Raw genomic sequence first — 14,124 nt, forward strand, 5'->3', positions numbered from 1 at the left:
GCAGAAGACAGATGGAGAGCCGGATACATTGAGAGATGTAAGTCCGGTTCGGGGAGGAACATTTGGAAACCTATCACAGGAATGTAATAAGGCGCTGGATGTTTACTCTACACATATGTTTCCAAAGTTTTAAAATATTACAAAGATTTAGGTTGTGTGGCAGATGTATCTGGAGAATGGATTTCTGATAAAGGTTGGAAATGGCCAACGAAATCAGGTCGTATTACAGATACGTTTGATGCAGTGCGTGGTGGAAAGCAACATAATGCAGTTGATATTGGGGCCATGACCGCCGGAAAAGCTGGAGACCCTGTATGGTCAATGGAAGTAGGTATTGTAACAGCCCAAACAGGAAATGTAAATGGTGGTGGTCTAGGTGTCTATGTAGATCATGGAAATGGTATTGTATCTCGTTACTTACATTTGAGTAAAATATCAGTTGCACCGGGAACTATGGTGACAAAAGGGCAAATTATTGGGGAAATGGGCGGTTCTAACTTTGATAGAGATACAGGTTTCCTTAATATGAATGGATACGCTGTCCATTTAGATTTCCAAATTCGTATTAATGACCAACCAACAGATCCAATGAAATTCTTTAAGAAAAATGATGATCCAGGGTTATCATCTGGTGGTTCTCCTACAATGACAAATGCTAAACGACAAAAGGTACTGGAAGAAGCGAAAAAATGGATTGGGCAAGGGAAAGTGAGCTATGTATCCGGTGCTAGAAATCCAGCTGCAGGTAGTGCTGATTGTTCAGGATTTACACAATACGTGTTTAAAACCAGTATAGGTGTCCAACTAGGGGATTGGACAGGTGCTCAAATTGGACAGGGAAAACAGGTGCCCGATATCGGTCGTGCACAGCCAGGAGACTTAATTTTCTATGAAAATCCGAACCATGTATCTATTTATTTAGGGAATCAGAAAATGATTCATATTGGTGATAATAAAGGTGTACAAATTACAGGTCTAAACTATACGGCAAGAGGACAACATATGACGCAAGTCCGTAATGTAATCGACTGATATGGGATGTGATGATATGAAGAAAGTCATGAATATGTTAGCTAATCTGCCTCGTAAGTACTTAGTTATATTGGTAATTATAGTGTTAGTAGTAGGCGTTGCGACCTATAATACGATTCATCGTTATATGATGAAATCACAAGTACAAGAGGAAGAGCAGGTAAATCAAGATGAAATCGAGATGCTTGGTGATAAGCCAAAGGGATTTGATACAAAAGAGGAAGAATATATCGCAAAGACAAAAACAGTAGAGGATTTACTACGAAAAATTTCTAATAGTAGTTATGATGTCCCGTATTTGTTTACAAAGGCTGGATTTGGTATTGAACCAATGAAGATGACAAGTAATGAGCGTATGCTGGCTACAGAAGCTGTTCAAAGGTATTTCCTAAATGGAGATCAATTTTACAATGCGCGTATTACCAAAATTGATCGTGGAAAAAAAGTAGATACGTTTCATATTGAAGTTTTAATTCAACAGGTAAACTTCTTAGAACCACGACAATTTAAAGTGCAGGTAAACAAATATGCACAAATTGTAACACCAATTGCACAAATTCCACATGGACAAGAAGAAGTACCTGTGGATTAAGAAGAAAGTGAGGGTTGTGGAGAAAAACACAACCCTTTTATAAAAAAATAAAGAGTACCTAAAAATATTTATTGAATATTCATAATTTTCTGATATAATAAAACCATGGTTAAAAGAAATTTGTATATAACGTTAAATGAAATGGATATGGAGGAATACAAATGAGAATGTTAATTGGAACAGCTGCGAATTTTGTTTCGGGGTATTATATAGGACGAAATTCTGGATTATTAGGAACGTTGCTTGGATGGGCTTTTTTGTTGGGTGGTGGCTATCTGTTAATAGAAAATTGGGATAGTATCACAGTATGGATGCATAGTTTAAATATTGTAAAAGGGCTAGATGGTTACGAAGATATGAGCAATGGCTTCATTTTCATCTGTTTGGTGGTAAGTGGCTTTATTTTTATCTTGTTGTCCCCGATTTTCATTATTTTATTAATAGTTTGTTTTGTGTTAATGAATATTGTTGCTTGTACACTTGTGTTATTAACATCACCAAGTACATACATAAAGAAGAAAGATAAGGAGAGTGAGTGGGAATGAGTACAATTCTAGTTTTAGGTGGATCAAATGGAAGAACGTTAGAGAAGTTGGCCAAAAAAAGAGACTGCCAGGTTATTTTCCATGATGGGAAAAATCACGGAGGCGTAAAGAAAACGTTTCGAAGTGTTATAAAAAAATGCGATGTTATTGTCATTCAAAAAGGTGCATGTGGCCATGTATCTATTGATGTAGCAAAAGAGTACGCAAAGAAGTATGATGTCCCACTATTATTTAATCAGGGATTTGGTGGAACAGGTGCATTAGAAATGGGTTTAAAGCATCTGCAAGCGGCTTGATTTTAGTAGATAGTCTGAGATAACTGTATGGGCACCTAATTATATAATTATTATATATAATTTTTAGTGTTCATTTGTAATTACTTAATGTAATAAAATATGAATTTTGTAGAGAAGTAGGTGGGTTTATGAAAGAAAAGATTGATTCAATTAAAAATAAACTCTCTAATGGAAAATCTCGTTTTGAGAATGGTAAGACCGTGGTAGAGGTTAGTTTATCTGAATTAAATGAATTACTGAGCTTGGCTTATGACATTAATAATTATCGTTTAAATGCTTTGTGGAATTTAGAGCAAACATCAAAGGCATATAAAGAGTACAAAATACGTAACGAAAAATACCAAGAATCGTTAAAACTAATAAAAGGAATAACAAATGGAGTAGATAATGCAATTGTTAAAGATGTGAATCGAATAGCAAAAGAATCATTATCATAATTAACCAAAGCGTTGTTTGAAAATAAAGGAGCTGGGGAAATGGACGAAAAGAAATTGGAATTGAATGAGGATCAAAAATCTGTATTACTGAAGGTGTTAAAGGATATGCACTTTGCTAATGCTCAATTACGTGAATGGGTGAGTAAAGATTTACTTTCAATCGAAATGTCAAAAACACTTCCATCATTGATAGAAAGCTATTTTAGTGAAGCAGCAAAAGTACTAAATTACGAATCATATCTGTTGGAAGAAAAAGAAAAACGTTATGCGGAGATTAAAAAGGCGAATCAAAAGATACATGAATTACAGGGTAAATTAGGTTCCGATAAACCAGTTGATGGTTTAAAAGAACAGTTGAAACATCTTTCTGAAGTTGTTAGTGAATGGTGGAATACAGAAGGTTTTAATCATGTGCATGATACGAAGTATTACCCCTATGGTGGAATGAGAGTGAAACTTAGCTTTATGTTAGAACATTGTCGTTCTTTCAGTAAAACTCCTGTAACAGATAAAAGGAGCCGAGAGGAACACATTCAATATTTACGTGAAATGGGATTTGAATTTGCCGACTTTGAAAAAGGACGGAGTGAAAAATTGGATTTAATCGACAATCATCAAAATCGTTCATTACTTATAAAGATGCTTACAGAGCGTTTTCCTTCTCTTGATGTTTATAGCTTTAGCAACCATAGTAGTTACTCTAAAAAAGACATTTTTATTATTAAGCATATAGATGCTTCAATTTATGATTTATCTGATATTTAAAATCGATGAAATAAAACAAAATAATTATTTAAGGGAAAAGGGGAATATATATGGATGATACTCTAGATCTTTTACAGGATTCAATTGAGTTACTAATAAATCTTAGAGATTGGATGTACGTCGTACCAAAAGCCAATTTAAGAGGATTCAGTATTGATAAAGAATATTGGTTTAACTATGAAGATTTCAAGATGTTTAGAACACCAGAGGATGTAGGTATAGCTGTTAAAAGTGACACGGGAGAATTTGAACTTTTTAGCTACAGTGAATTTTTATCATTCTTCGATCGTAAATAAAAAGGAAGTTAGCAAAAAGCTGACTGCAAGAACTAAACAAAATTTTTATTTGAGAGGGGAATGAAATCGTGAAATATGATAAACAAAAATGCCCAAAATGCAGCAAGCCAGTTAAAACTTTATATAGACCATCAATGAATCATAAGGGTCCCAATCTTTGCTACTGGTGTAATCGAAAACGTGTTAAAAAAGAAAATGAAATGGCTTTACAAAAATAACATGAAAATTTTATAAAAAAGACGAACGAAAAACATCACTGGATCCAATGAAAGTTCGTTATTAAAAACAAAATCGTTAATTAAATAAAAAAGTGAAAGGCGAATACATTAACATGAATAATAGTAATATACATAAATCAGGTTATATCATACTCATTTATTTTGTAATGACTCAATTTGTTGGGATTATAGGTGTACAATTGCTAGCGAAGACGGGCTGGTATGATATTCAGGGAAACCAACAGCAAGCAATTCAACAACTTCTTGTGCATTGGGAACTAATTGGGTTTTCACTTATGCTGATAATCATTTTTCTTATATATAGTAAAGAAATAATAAATGATCCAAAGTTTTCGATTAAATTATCAAGAAATTCATTCATATGGACTTTAGTTGGGATCATATTCGTATTTCTTGCGCAGATGGTTGGTAGCGTGTTAGATAAGGGTGTATTCCAGCTAACTACGCAATCAGCAAATACGTCTAGTACAGTCGCTGCAGCAGCAATATCTCCTGTGGCACTTGTTTCAATTGTTCTTCTTGCACCTTTAGTAGAAGAGTTTGTTTTTCGTTATGCGGCCATAAACATTTTAATGTCTAAGTTTAAGAAAACTTGGAGCATACTAATAAGCGCATTGTTCTTTTCTATCATGCATTTTGATTTTCCATTTATATTTGGGTATTTTTTAATTGGAGTTATACTAGCTGTAGTATATATGCGTACTAATAGGTTACTAGTATCATTTGTTGTTCATGCTAGTATGAACTTAATTGTTGTTATACTCCAGATTTCTTGATGAAAAAGCAGCGGATTCACGTAACTTACTAGTGATTTAGTTTTTTTGTTTAAGAATTTTAAAATTATGGTAAGATTAATAAGACTACATTTGAAAATGTGGGTTCAAGTTGCTGTATTGACTGAATTGCACACCAAAAAAACCAATTCCATTACACGGGAATTGGTTTTTTTGGTGTGTGTTTTGTTAGCATAATGTTTGACGGCCTAAAGGAGAGTTGTTCCTTTGTAGTTTAGTATAACTTAAATAAAAAGAAAATTTAAAACAAAATATTGAATCTTTACATATTTTAAAATTACAACACAAAAATGTAAAGATATGGTTTATAATAAGTGGTGAAACACTCTCCTATGTTTCTAGTGATTGTATTTTTTATCTGTTTTTGGTGCGAAATCTGTTGATAGATTTTGCACTTTTTTATTTAATGTTTAATAGGATCAGAATGATATAGTGCCCCTATTTCTTGTAAACTCCTTTTCTCCATACCCACTCAATAGGACCATAACGGAAATATTTACTCCAAATCTTGCTGAATATAATTTGTACAAAAATAATTAAAAGCCCAAAGATACATAATTGCCAGTAATATACGTGTGAGACATCTTTAAAGCACCACGAAAGAATGACAAGCGTAAGTATGCTTTGAGTGATGTAATTCGTTAAAGCATACTGGCCAACGTTCATAAAGGGGTGCAGGCATTCTATATATTTTTTATTCTCACAAACTCTCAGTAGAGTACAAATATAGAATATAGCTAGCATTTTCCCTCCAAATAGAATCCATAGTTGTACATCCTGAGAGTAATAGACATCTGTTTTTATAAAGTAGTAGATAATAGGATAAGAGAGAAGGCATGAGATACATAACGAACTCCACTGTAAAAATCTAATTTTCTTTATTAATTCCGGTACCCTTTTAAAAATATTTTTCTTACCAGCCCATAACCCTATTAAAAATAAGCCTATATATTCCGGAATTCCTATTAGTAGTTGCTGGAATTCCTGAGTCATTAGAAAGAAAAGACGTGCTTTTATTTGATGAGAATAATGTATAAATAGATTTACAGTGTGATTGGTAGTGTTACCTGTAAACATATATTGATAGTAATTGGGCACTTCTGAAATAGAAGAACTTGCTCGCAAAAATACAATGATATGTAATACATAACTAACCATTAGGAAACTGCAACCAGCTATAAAAATAAGCCTAGTAGATCGCTTATAGAAGAACAATAGAATAAATCCAGCTAAGGCATACGCATGTAGAATATCTCCATACCATAGAAAGGTGAATTGGAGTAAACCGAAGAGTAGTAAGATACATAGTCTTCGGATAAATAGCCTATACATGGGATATCCTTTTGCTTCTGTATTTTTCATAAAAATGTAAAATCCTACTCCAAATAAGAATGCGAAAATAGTATAGAACTTTGCCTGTATAAACAAATCTACTAAAAAACGAATCACTTTATCTGTACCGATATAACCCGCTTGATTAAAGGGATCTAGTCCCGTCATAGTGGGTAGATTCGCAAATAGGATACATAGTATGGCTATACCTCTTATTATGTCTAACGAATGAATACGGGCGTTTTGTTGCATGTCAATTCTCCTTTCTTAAACAGAAAAAACGAGCACTATACTAGCTAGCGCTCGAATTACGTCTTGCAAAGAATCCATCATAGGTAGCAGCTGACACTGCTCCTTCTAGACGTTCAATTTCTTCACCTCTGTTATAAGCTACAACAACTGGAGTACCTGGAATGTCGAACTCTTGAAAGGCACTTTGATTTTCTGGTGTAGAGATATCAATACGATAAATGGTTCTATCATGCTTTTTTGACATACGATTGATATCCGGTGCAGCTTTTTTACAAAAATGACAGGTTGGTTGATAGTAATACGCAATGAACTCTTCATGGGATTGTATTTTTCCCTTTAATTCTTCTTTTGAAATATCTTTTATATTCTCAGGTGATCCTTTTACATCTGCAGCAGATACAATTGTTTTTTCTGGTGTTATAGTTTCTGTATTGACTGATTCATTCTTAGTTAAAGTAAAGATCGCAATACAAGCAACACATAAAGTAGTAACAATTGCTCCAATTTTGTAGATTTTTTTCATAGTAAATTCCTCCTTAAAGTAAAAAAAAAGGACAAACCTCGCCCGAGTTAACAGGGCGTAAGGTTTGTCCTTCACGCTACGTACAATAGAGTATAAACAATGGAAACAAATTTTCTATCTCTATAATACCACAAAATTCATATAGAATGCTATAGGAATTTTATAAGTAAAACAAAGGAATAACTTAATTGTAAAATTTCATGTACCAGATTAAATATTAAAAACAATAAACAGCACAATAAGGGGATTCTCTGTGGTGTATCCAACTGATAGGGACACTATCCTCCTCCAATAAGCATAAAATCATTCAACAAACACATCTCAAAAAGTGTGTGTACTTATGAAGTGTGTCTTAAGTACATTTTGATACCTTTTGAAGTAGTTTAAGCTGCAAAGAATATACTATATCTAAAGGTGTACCTTTTGGGAGAGTGTAATTGACTTTGTGCTACGATTGTTTTAAAAATAGGTTGCGGAATTAATTGTAGGATACAAGGCGGCGAAATAACATTAAGGATTTTATAGTTAAAATTATCAAAAAAATCAATAAAATCATAGTTTACAATTTTATCCTTTAGTTGGTATCATTTACTTATTAAGGGGGGAGTACATGGGTTTAAACATGTATTTGGGAGAAGTACAAGCTCAAACAGAAAGTATGAATGCTTTTTGTGTAGCCACTATTCAAGGTATGGAACAAGTTATTAATTCAATTGATGCTTTTGTGGGCGATACTATTTTGCAAGGGAAAACTTATGATACAGGGAAGACATTCTTTGCACAGACATTTCATCCTTTAGCTCAAGGAATTATTTATTTGTGTGAAGAATTAATTCGACAGAATAATTCCTTTCCGAACGATTTTCAATCACAAGTCGCTACAACAGATGTCATTGAACAAGAAATACGAGAACAAATTCGAGAAATTGACCGAATGAAAGCAGACATTGAAGGAACTAGTATTACCCTTCCAGGAATGCAAGTTATGGTGGGAATTTATGATACGATGAAACAAAAGCTTCAAGAAAAACTAGAGCATTTATATGAATTTAATTATGTTTCTAGTAGTAATTTTGATACAGCGCTTCAATTAGCTACGAGTATTGCTCAAGGTCTTGCAGAAGTTCAAAGTGGGAAAGGTTTTAGTCCTGCGAGTGGAACATTCAGTATACAAGATTTAAATATGAACTGGACTGCATCAATTCAAAAAATCACAGAGGAAAAAGCACGTGAATCTGATAAAATTGTGTATAGCGATTTAAATCAAGAAGAAACAATAAACAATGAAACTTCATTAGCATCAGGAAAAAAAGAATTTGATGGTAATAAATTAGCCAGAGATATTACAGGTGAAATAAGTGGAGAATATGATGTTCGGCGTGCTTGGGAAGGTGTAGATCCGTCTACGGGAGAGAAACTTGGTACTTTTGACAGAGTCATAGCTGGAGGTATGGCGGTAGCCGGTATTACACCAATCGGGAAGTTGGTTAAAATCGGTAAAGGTGTAAAGATGTCAGCTAGTGCTGTTAAAACTGTAAAGGGTGCTGAATCGAATTATGTACTTTTTAATAAAACGCATATACAATCAATGCCTAAACCAAAAGGGAGAGGTCCAAATGGAGGGAAGTTACAATCTCATCACGGTTTACAAGGGAAATGGGCGGAAGCAAATTTAAGTCAATATGGATATGATCCAAAACTTGCACCAACAGTGACGATTGAAACAGGAAAGGGGTTACCACATACTATTATTACTAATGCGCAGAACTTGAGACGTGATGAACGTGTAGCCTTAGGAAATGGAAAATGGAGCTCTTCTTTACAAGCGGAATTAAAGAATATAGTTTCTGATTTTGAAAAAGCGGGATTTTCTAAAGAAACTATTAGAGGAACTTTAGAACAACAATATAGAATGCTTGATAAGTTAAAAGTAAAATATGAAAGGATTGAGTATTAATGAGTATACTTGAGAACTTAAATGCAGTTTTCACTTTAGAAACACAAGAACCTCCAGCAACTAAAGAAACAATTCAAGAGTTACAAGGTTTTTCATCAATAGATGTTCCTTCAGATTATCTAGAGATAATTCAACATTGTACAGATGCAGAGATTAATGTAAATAATGAAATATATATCCGTATTTGGAGTCCAGCAGATTGTATAGAGATGAATGAAGCTCATAATATCCAAAAATATATACCTAACTCACTTGCAATTGGTGATGATGAAGGTGGGAAAGTGCTATTATATGCAAATGGAAAAGAAGGATTTGGATTATATATGGTGGATTTTGGAGATTTAGATATCGAAGAAGCAATTAAAATATCACCTTCTTTGAAACTGTTATTAATGGATGGCGTAGGTGTAGAAAAGTTATTGTTATAAATTTAAGGACATATGAAAATCACTGTATTCTGAAAAGGTAACGTTAAAGCATTTCTTATAAAACTTTATACAGCAAATAAAAAGAACCTACATGATAGGTTCTTTTTATTTTGTTAATAATTATTTGTGTTATGCATTGTAAAGGGGTAATGACATAACTTTGTAGTATTTCATTGTGTTAAATAGTTTCACCATGTGCATATTGAACAAAATCTACTTTTTCTTTTGATACAGATTGTAAGTTTGTATTGTTACTGAAGCTGAAAGATAAAAAACCTGTGATAATAGCAAAAATTAATAGAGATTTTTTCATTATTTTAAAGCTCCTTTCTCTGAAGCCTTTTTATCAGCTTCATTTGTCATGTGTAGATACTTGCTCGCTTTTTCATACGATTTTGAATCGTAAAACTTATTGCCTAAAATAGCTGAATAATCTTTTACGTATTTCCATAACTCTTCTTTCTTAAAATAACAAATTCCTGCCAAAATGATTTCTTCCAATTCATCTGTACTTATATTGTCATTTAATCCTTTTAGAATATTGAAATGATGATTATACTCTTCGTTTGAAATTTTTAATCCATTTTTAATATGCAACGTGACAGCATTTTTATCATTTAATTTGAAATACTCCTGCGCTAATAAGAACAATGTTTTTTGGTTATTTACAAGTGATCCATTTAGGTATTTTATTGCTAGTTCGGAAAGGTTTTGATCTGCGTACAATAACCCTAAATTATGTTTCACTTTTGCTGATAGTTTATCCTCGTCGTGTTTGTTGAAAGTATTTAAAGCTGCAAGGAAGTGTTCTTCCGCACTTTCATACTGACCGAGGGAAGTACAAGCAAGACCTAGTGTGTTATTACAAGCAGCAACTTTGATTTCATACCCTGCATGCTTTGAAAATAATTCCTTTGCCTTTGTAGTATATTTGATTGCTGGTAGTGGCTGATAAATATGATAGTGGAAAGAACCAAACATATAATTAAATTCAGCTATTTCAAGTTCATCTGGAATATCCTTTAATAATGTTTCAGCTTCTTCGTATTGCTCTTTAGCTGATGTGTAATCTCCTATATTAATTGAATAAATTGCTTTAAAAAAACTATGATAATATTTTAGGAAGGTGTCTGCTTGATCAGGTATACAATCTATCTTTTCTAAACTATCTTTATAGTTTTTAACGTCATGGGTAAGTAACTTATATCTAAAATCTAGTAATGAATAATAGATAAGTATATTTTGGTCTTCTTCAATTTGATGAATCTTGCTATCAATTTCTTTCTTGAAATTTGTGGATTTTAGTACATGTTGTGAAATGATGGATTGATACCAATTGTTTAGTAGATTTGTTATTTCTCCTTTGGAGACAGTTTGCACATTCATATTTAATCCCCTCACCCTATTAGTATATATTTCCATAATCTTAACATGTTAGCGGAATTTCAAGGTGATGTTGTTATTGAAAAAATAAAAATTGAATATTCTGTTTTTTGATTAACTACTGGGATTTTATTTACTTGCTTTTTATATGTGTACTTTGTTATTTTTACCAGATTCATTTAAATGTGGTATTTTATTAATAGAATAAGATAGTGTTTAGATATTTATTTTAAGTTGAGGGGAAAGATTGATGTGAAACCTATAAATTTATTGTCTCTAGTTGATGCAAGTGAAAAGCTATCACCTTCCGTATTTGAATTATATAAAGAACATTTTGACATTAAAGTTAAAAAAGATGAAATCGAAGATTTAAGTTCTTTAGTTAAAGAGCTTCTATCATTTGTAAATATTTTAAAAATAGTAGAGGGATTTTATGTAGGATATAAAATTAACCAAATTAATAAAGAGTTTGATCTTTTAAGATTTGGAGAAGAAACTATTATTAATATAGAATTGAAAAGAAAAAATACTGGGGATAGAATGAAAAAGCAACTTTTAAGTAATAAATATTATCTCAGTTTTTTAGAAAAGAAAGTTTTACAGTTCACTTACGTTGCCTTAGAAGAAAAGCTTTATTACTTAAACGAAAATGAAGAATTTAAAGAGAGTGATATTGAATTTTTATTTAAACAAATACATAAACAAAAATTAATTGAAATTGAAGACATACATCAAGAGTTTGATCCCTGTAATTATTTAGTCTCACCATTCAATTCTACAGAAGCCTTTCTAGAGAATCAGTATTTTTTGACTGAACATCAAGATAACTATAAAACTGAGATTATAAATTTAAGACAGGAGGGAGGACCATCCTATATTGCAATTGAAGGAGCTGCTGGAACTGGTAAAACTCTTTTAGCGTATGATATTGCAAAAGAATATATAAATAACTCCAAAAGAGTACTTATTATTCATTGTGGAACTGTAAATGCTGGGCATAGAAAGCTAATGTTTTATGATTGGGAAGTAACAGGTATAAGATACTATGAAAGTTATACCTTTAATGAATATGATCTGATTGTCATAGACGAAGTTCAACGCATACGTAAAGACCAATTAGAGGAAATATTACAAAGGATTAATGATAACAATGTGAAATGTATTTTTTCATATGATCCTAATCAATGTCTGGCTAGTTGGGAAGTTAGCAATAATATTCCTGAATTTTTAAAAGCTGAGGTATCTCCAAGACATTTTCCATTGACAAAAACAATTAGAACCAATAAAGAGATTATTTCCTTTATCACAAATTTGTTTGATACATCAAAAAGTAATGCACATCAAATTTATTCTAATATTAGCGTGCAGTATTTTGAGGGTCATACTAGTGTGAGGGATTATATTCAAGAACTGACTGATAGGGGATGGAAGGCTATAAATTATACGCCTGGTTACGGAAATAAATATTATCCATATGAAGTGTATCAAAACGGAGATAATAAAAGCGCACATGAGGTTATTGGACAGGAATTTGATAATGTAATTGTAGTGATAGATTCTAACTTTTTTTACAATAAAAATTTACTAACAAGTAAAAAAGATTACTATTATGATAATACAAAAATGCTCTATCAAATGATGACAAGAGCTAGAAAAAAATTGCATGTTATTATCATTGATAATGAGAAAGTTTTAGAGAAAAGTTTAGAGATTTTAGGATCTAATAAAATTGTTACAGTCTAAAAATTCATGAAAATAATGGTGTTAAACTAAAAGATAGGAATAAGAGATATCCTACCTTTTAGTACTCAAATAAAAACAGGCTAGATTCTTTTAAAAGGAATAATTAATACTTATTTTGAATCCGAAAAATTTTATTTTCAAATGAAAAGTTTTTGTTTGATTTTGCATATTGTAAAACCTCCTTTCTACATATGCATTTTACTCACTTTATCCTGAAATTCTAAGAGCATTTTTAAGAAACATAAAATTTTTTCAATACAATATAAAAAAGGAACTCTTTAATATTGCAGAGTTCCTTTTTGTTTTATAGCATTTTACGACAACGTATAATAAAATCAATATCTTTCGTTGAGCTATCCTCATTATGAACTCTCTCAATTACTTCGGCAGCATATAATTTATCTGCCTTATTGTCAGCTATCCTTTGTATATAATTTGTAACTATATATAGCTTCTTCTTGAGTAATTTCAGCTTTCATTAATTCAACATTAAAGTATCCCATATAATCCCTCCGATTTAATGACAATAAAAAATCCCACAAGTTACCTTGCAGGATCACATACAAAATAGGGTATTTCGTACTTTTTTATTTTATATGAACAATAAAAGACAGGTCTATAAATATGCTTATACCATTTTAAATTTTTAGTATCGTTTGAACGGATAATACGTATTTTAATAAATTGAATGCACACGAAAATTTATCAAGTTGAAATTTAAATTAATTTAGTGCTATAATGCGAGGGATCAATTATCATATTTCTTCATCAATCTCATGTATTTTTAGTAAGAGTTTGTTAATCACAGCCTCTTAACGTACCGTTAGGGGTTTAACTCTTTTAAATAACTATTTTGCATTAATTATTTTCAGTATTTTAAAAAAACAAATGAATATTTCTAACAAAAGACTCCATTTTGATTAAATTTTTTCAGAATGGAGTCTTCTTAATAAATTGTACGATTGTGTATGCATTCTTTTTATTTAATATCAATTAATTCATCAAATTTTAATTGTGTATGTGTATTAAAAGCATCAAGACAATGAATCAATTTGTTTCCTGGATCTATAGAAGTCACTGTTATGTATTGGTGATGTAAATATCCCTTTCTGTAGTAAGAGAGGAATACCTCTTCATTGTATTCTAAGGATTGCTGTAAAGAGCGTTGGATTCTTTCTTTTGTATCATCAGTGAGTATTGGTCTATTAACTTTATTTTGGTCTTCTAGCATCCGATTTATTTTGTGATTTGAATTATAAGTCCGCCACAATTTGAACCATAATATTGCCCGAAAGCATAGTTTTTAGAGAACATCCTTGTAATATTTGAAGCATTACATTGCCATAAATCTTTTATTAACTCATAAACTTGCCTCAAAAAATAGTAGTAGGGGTAGTATCACATGCCTATCCACTTAAGAATGGAAACACAATGAACTTTCGTTCATATAACCAAAAAACTCTCGAAATATTTGGTATCTTTAAAAATGGGCATACCAAATAAACCTAGA

The 14,124-nt window shown here is 31.7% G+C and carries 14 protein-coding genes and 1 pseudogene; 11 read left to right on the top strand and 4 right to left on the bottom strand.

Annotation, left to right across the window (positions count from 1 at the left end; genetic code table 11):
- Nucleotides 1-108 precede the first annotated feature (108 nt).
- From ACS2CR_RS30425 to ACS2CR_RS30460, 8 genes and pseudogenes are all read left to right on the top strand, one after another.
- Nucleotides 109-1,032 (top strand): annotated as a pseudogene (locus ACS2CR_RS30425) (NlpC/P60 family protein); the annotation flags it as partial.
- A 16-nt stretch (nucleotides 1,033-1,048) separates the two neighbouring features.
- Nucleotides 1,049-1,624, top strand: coding sequence for a hypothetical protein (locus ACS2CR_RS30430; protein WP_000757464.1), 576 nt, complete (start codon nucleotides 1,049-1,051; stop codon nucleotides 1,622-1,624).
- Between the two features lie 161 nt (nucleotides 1,625-1,785).
- On the top strand, nucleotides 1,786-2,169 hold the full coding sequence (locus tag ACS2CR_RS30435; RefSeq protein WP_001242518.1) for a hypothetical protein: 384 nt from the start codon (nucleotides 1,786-1,788) through the stop codon (nucleotides 2,167-2,169).
- The gene (locus tag ACS2CR_RS30440; RefSeq protein ID WP_000104242.1) at nucleotides 2,166-2,465 is read left to right on the top strand and encodes a DUF2325 domain-containing protein; all 300 of its coding nucleotides are present in this window, start codon (nucleotides 2,166-2,168) and stop codon (nucleotides 2,463-2,465) included. The genes ACS2CR_RS30435 and ACS2CR_RS30440 overlap by 4 nt, the downstream gene beginning before the upstream one ends.
- Nucleotides 2,466-2,593: 128 nt before the next feature.
- Entirely contained in the window at nucleotides 2,594-2,902 is a 309-nt protein-coding gene (locus ACS2CR_RS30445) for a hypothetical protein (protein WP_000659905.1), read from the top strand.
- 39 nt (nucleotides 2,903-2,941) lie between these two features.
- Entirely contained in the window at nucleotides 2,942-3,667 is a 726-nt protein-coding gene (locus ACS2CR_RS30450) for a hypothetical protein (protein ID WP_000343609.1), read from the top strand.
- Between the two features lie 50 nt (nucleotides 3,668-3,717).
- Nucleotides 3,718-3,963, top strand: a complete 246-nt coding sequence (locus ACS2CR_RS30455; protein WP_000342852.1) for a hypothetical protein — start codon at nucleotides 3,718-3,720, stop codon at nucleotides 3,961-3,963.
- A gap of 331 nt (nucleotides 3,964-4,294) precedes the next feature.
- A complete protein-coding gene (locus tag ACS2CR_RS30460) occupies nucleotides 4,295-4,978 on the top strand; it encodes a CPBP family intramembrane glutamic endopeptidase (protein ID WP_001065855.1) in 684 nt (227 codons plus the stop codon).
- 456 nt (nucleotides 4,979-5,434) lie between these two features.
- Here ACS2CR_RS30460 and ACS2CR_RS30465 read toward each other — a convergent pair whose 3' ends face one another.
- Together ACS2CR_RS30465 and ACS2CR_RS30470 are read right to left on the bottom strand one after the other, a co-directional pair.
- The gene (locus ACS2CR_RS30465) at nucleotides 5,435-6,580 is read right to left on the bottom strand and encodes a DUF418 domain-containing protein (RefSeq protein WP_001186844.1); all 1,146 of its coding nucleotides are present in this window, start codon (nucleotides 6,578-6,580) and stop codon (nucleotides 5,435-5,437) included.
- Nucleotides 6,581-6,620: 40 nt separating this feature from the next.
- Complete coding sequence (locus ACS2CR_RS30470) at nucleotides 6,621-7,103, bottom strand: thioredoxin family protein (RefSeq protein ID WP_000725572.1); 483 nt, start codon at nucleotides 7,101-7,103, stop codon at nucleotides 6,621-6,623.
- 610 nt (nucleotides 7,104-7,713) lie between these two features.
- Here ACS2CR_RS30470 and ACS2CR_RS30475 point away from each other — a divergent pair.
- Nucleotides 7,714-9,060: a pre-toxin TG domain-containing protein gene (locus ACS2CR_RS30475; protein ID WP_000523962.1), complete on the top strand. Its 1,347-nt coding sequence runs from the start codon at nucleotides 7,714-7,716 to the stop codon at nucleotides 9,058-9,060.
- On the top strand, nucleotides 9,060-9,488 hold the full coding sequence (locus ACS2CR_RS30480; protein ID WP_000025329.1) for an SMI1/KNR4 family protein: 429 nt from the start codon (nucleotides 9,060-9,062) through the stop codon (nucleotides 9,486-9,488). The genes ACS2CR_RS30475 and ACS2CR_RS30480 overlap by 1 nt, the downstream gene beginning before the upstream one ends.
- A gap of 312 nt (nucleotides 9,489-9,800) precedes the next feature.
- Here ACS2CR_RS30480 and ACS2CR_RS30485 read toward each other — a convergent pair whose 3' ends face one another.
- Nucleotides 9,801-10,874, bottom strand: coding sequence for a Rap family tetratricopeptide repeat protein (locus ACS2CR_RS30485; RefSeq protein ID WP_001102776.1), 1,074 nt, complete (start codon nucleotides 10,872-10,874; stop codon nucleotides 9,801-9,803).
- 249 nt (nucleotides 10,875-11,123) lie between these two features.
- Between ACS2CR_RS30485 and ACS2CR_RS30490 the strand changes: the two genes are divergently transcribed.
- Complete coding sequence (locus tag ACS2CR_RS30490; protein WP_000802626.1) at nucleotides 11,124-12,614, top strand: DNA/RNA helicase domain-containing protein; 1,491 nt, start codon at nucleotides 11,124-11,126, stop codon at nucleotides 12,612-12,614.
- 979 nt (nucleotides 12,615-13,593) lie between these two features.
- Here ACS2CR_RS30490 and ACS2CR_RS30495 read toward each other — a convergent pair.
- Nucleotides 13,594-13,845: a YolD-like family protein gene (locus ACS2CR_RS30495; RefSeq protein WP_000888766.1), complete on the bottom strand. Its 252-nt coding sequence runs from the start codon at nucleotides 13,843-13,845 to the stop codon at nucleotides 13,594-13,596.
- Nucleotides 13,846-14,124: the final 279 nt, after the last annotated feature.

The sequence above is a fragment of the Bacillus cereus group sp. BceL291 genome (assembly GCF_051776705.1).
Classification (GTDB): Bacteria; Bacillota; Bacilli; order Bacillales; family Bacillaceae_G; genus Bacillus_A; species Bacillus_A cereus.

What these genes read in the sequence shown, in the direction of transcription:
- ACS2CR_RS30430 (WP_000757464.1), top strand. Translation starts at nt 1,049, where the DNA reads ATGAAGAAAGTCATGAATATGTTAGCTAATCTGCCTCGTAAGTACTTA.
- ACS2CR_RS30435 (WP_001242518.1), top strand. Translation starts at nt 1,786, where the DNA reads ATGAGAATGTTAATTGGAACAGCTGCGAATTTTGTTTCGGGGTATTAT.
- ACS2CR_RS30440 (WP_000104242.1), top strand. Translation starts at nt 2,166, where the DNA reads ATGAGTACAATTCTAGTTTTAGGTGGATCAAATGGAAGAACGTTAGAG.
- ACS2CR_RS30445 (WP_000659905.1), top strand. Translation starts at nt 2,594, where the DNA reads ATGAAAGAAAAGATTGATTCAATTAAAAATAAACTCTCTAATGGAAAA.
- ACS2CR_RS30450 (WP_000343609.1), top strand. Translation starts at nt 2,942, where the DNA reads ATGGACGAAAAGAAATTGGAATTGAATGAGGATCAAAAATCTGTATTA.
- ACS2CR_RS30455 (WP_000342852.1), top strand. Translation starts at nt 3,718, where the DNA reads ATGGATGATACTCTAGATCTTTTACAGGATTCAATTGAGTTACTAATA.
- ACS2CR_RS30460 (WP_001065855.1), top strand. Translation starts at nt 4,295, where the DNA reads ATGAATAATAGTAATATACATAAATCAGGTTATATCATACTCATTTAT.
- ACS2CR_RS30465 (WP_001186844.1), bottom strand. Translation starts at nt 6,580, where the DNA reads ATGCAACAAAACGCCCGTATTCATTCGTTAGACATAATAAGAGGTATA.
- ACS2CR_RS30470 (WP_000725572.1), bottom strand. Translation starts at nt 7,103, where the DNA reads ATGAAAAAAATCTACAAAATTGGAGCAATTGTTACTACTTTATGTGTT.
- ACS2CR_RS30475 (WP_000523962.1), top strand. Translation starts at nt 7,714, where the DNA reads ATGGGTTTAAACATGTATTTGGGAGAAGTACAAGCTCAAACAGAAAGT.
- ACS2CR_RS30480 (WP_000025329.1), top strand. Translation starts at nt 9,060, where the DNA reads ATGAGTATACTTGAGAACTTAAATGCAGTTTTCACTTTAGAAACACAA.
- ACS2CR_RS30485 (WP_001102776.1), bottom strand. Translation starts at nt 10,874, where the DNA reads ATGAATGTGCAAACTGTCTCCAAAGGAGAAATAACAAATCTACTAAAC.
- ACS2CR_RS30495 (WP_000888766.1), bottom strand. Translation starts at nt 13,845, where the DNA reads ATGCTAGAAGACCAAAATAAAGTTAATAGACCAATACTCACTGATGAT.